The organism is Sulfitobacter sp. UBA1132 (assembly GCF_002311545.1).
GTDB lineage: Bacteria > Pseudomonadota > Alphaproteobacteria > Rhodobacterales > Rhodobacteraceae > Sulfitobacter > Sulfitobacter pontiacus.
Genome location: NZ_DCAN01000009.1, coordinates 1,146 through 2,381, shown reverse-complemented (window position 1 = coordinate 2,381; position 1,236 = coordinate 1,146). Strand labels below are relative to the sequence as shown.

Below are 1,236 nucleotides of genomic sequence, written 5' to 3'. Positions count from 1 at the left end.
ATGGTGCTGCTGGTCGCCCCCGATACGAACCGCTGGGGGCTATTCAAACACGCCGCCGCGCTGGCCCTTGGGGTCGCGAAACGTGAAACCGACTATCAAATGCACTGCGGGAACGAGATCACGCTTGAGATGCCGCATAAATCACGCCCCGTTGCCCGCGACGGAGAGTTAAGCCGCATGAAGGGCCCGTTCAAACTGCACATGCAGCGCGAGGCCCTGCAATTGATCGTTCCTGCCGAATTCAACGAGGCCGTCAGATGAGCACATTGGTGCATCTCTCAGATTTACACTTTGGCAAGGATCGACCCGACCTGCTGGAACCGCTGCTCTCTTGTGTGAACGAACTGAACCCCGATATGGTCGCCATCTCGGGCGATTTCACGCAGCGCGCGCGGCGGAGCCAGTTCGAGGAAGCGCATAACTTTATCCAGCGGATCAACGCGCCTGTCTTGGGTGTGCCGGGGAACCACGATGTCCTGCTTGACCGCCCGTTCCAGCGGTTTTTCATGCCATGGCGCAGGTATCGCAAATGGATCAACGCCGATCTGACGCCGCGGTATGAAGATAACGATATGGTCGTCATCGGCATCAACTCGGTCGATCGCTTTTCGTGGCAGACGGGGAAGCTCACGGCAGGGCGTATCGCGCATGCCTGCAAGGCGATGGACGACACCGCCGCGCGCAAAGCCCGCGTGTTAGTGGTACATCACCCGCTAGAGCATCCCAATCATACCAAGAAAAAGCCCATACCCGGTGCGGAAATCGCGCTGGAAAAGCTGCTGTCTTGCGGGGCGAACCTGATCCTGTCGGGGCACCTTCACACGTGGCACGCAGAGAATTTTACCGTCGAATCCGGCGGCACCACGGCGATCCAGTTGCATGCGGGGACCAGCCTGTCGTCGCGCGTGCGCGGAGAGCCGAATGATTTCAACCTTGTGAAGATCTCGGACGATCAGGTCTGTGTCGACCGGCTGAGCTTTAACGAAGATAAACGGGTCTTTGAAACGACAGAAGCCCGGACATTTAACCGGGCTTCTGATCATCAGATTTCGGACGAAGTGTAACTTAGTCCAGCGTGCGTACGACTTCTTCACGTGTGAAGATTTCGATAACGTCGCCCGGACGGATGTCTTCGTAGTTCTCGAACGCCATACCACATTCCTGGCCTGACGGTACTTCGGCAACTTCGTCCTTAAAGCGCTTGAGCGTTTTCAGCGTGCCTTCGTGGATCACGAC

General features: G+C 57.4%; 1 protein-coding gene and 1 pseudogene. Both read left to right on the top strand.

The genetic code is table 11. From position 1 onward, the window contains the following. A pseudogene (locus tag B4F27_RS06485) lies at positions 1-261 on the top strand (diacylglycerol O-acyltransferase); the annotation flags it as partial. After that, positions 258-1,064: a metallophosphoesterase family protein gene (locus B4F27_RS06480; protein ID WP_286759199.1), complete on the top strand. Its 807-nt coding sequence runs from the start codon at positions 258-260 to the stop codon at positions 1,062-1,064. The pseudogene B4F27_RS06485 and the gene B4F27_RS06480, both read left to right, overlap by 4 nt. The last annotated feature ends 172 nt before the right edge of the window (positions 1,065-1,236 follow it).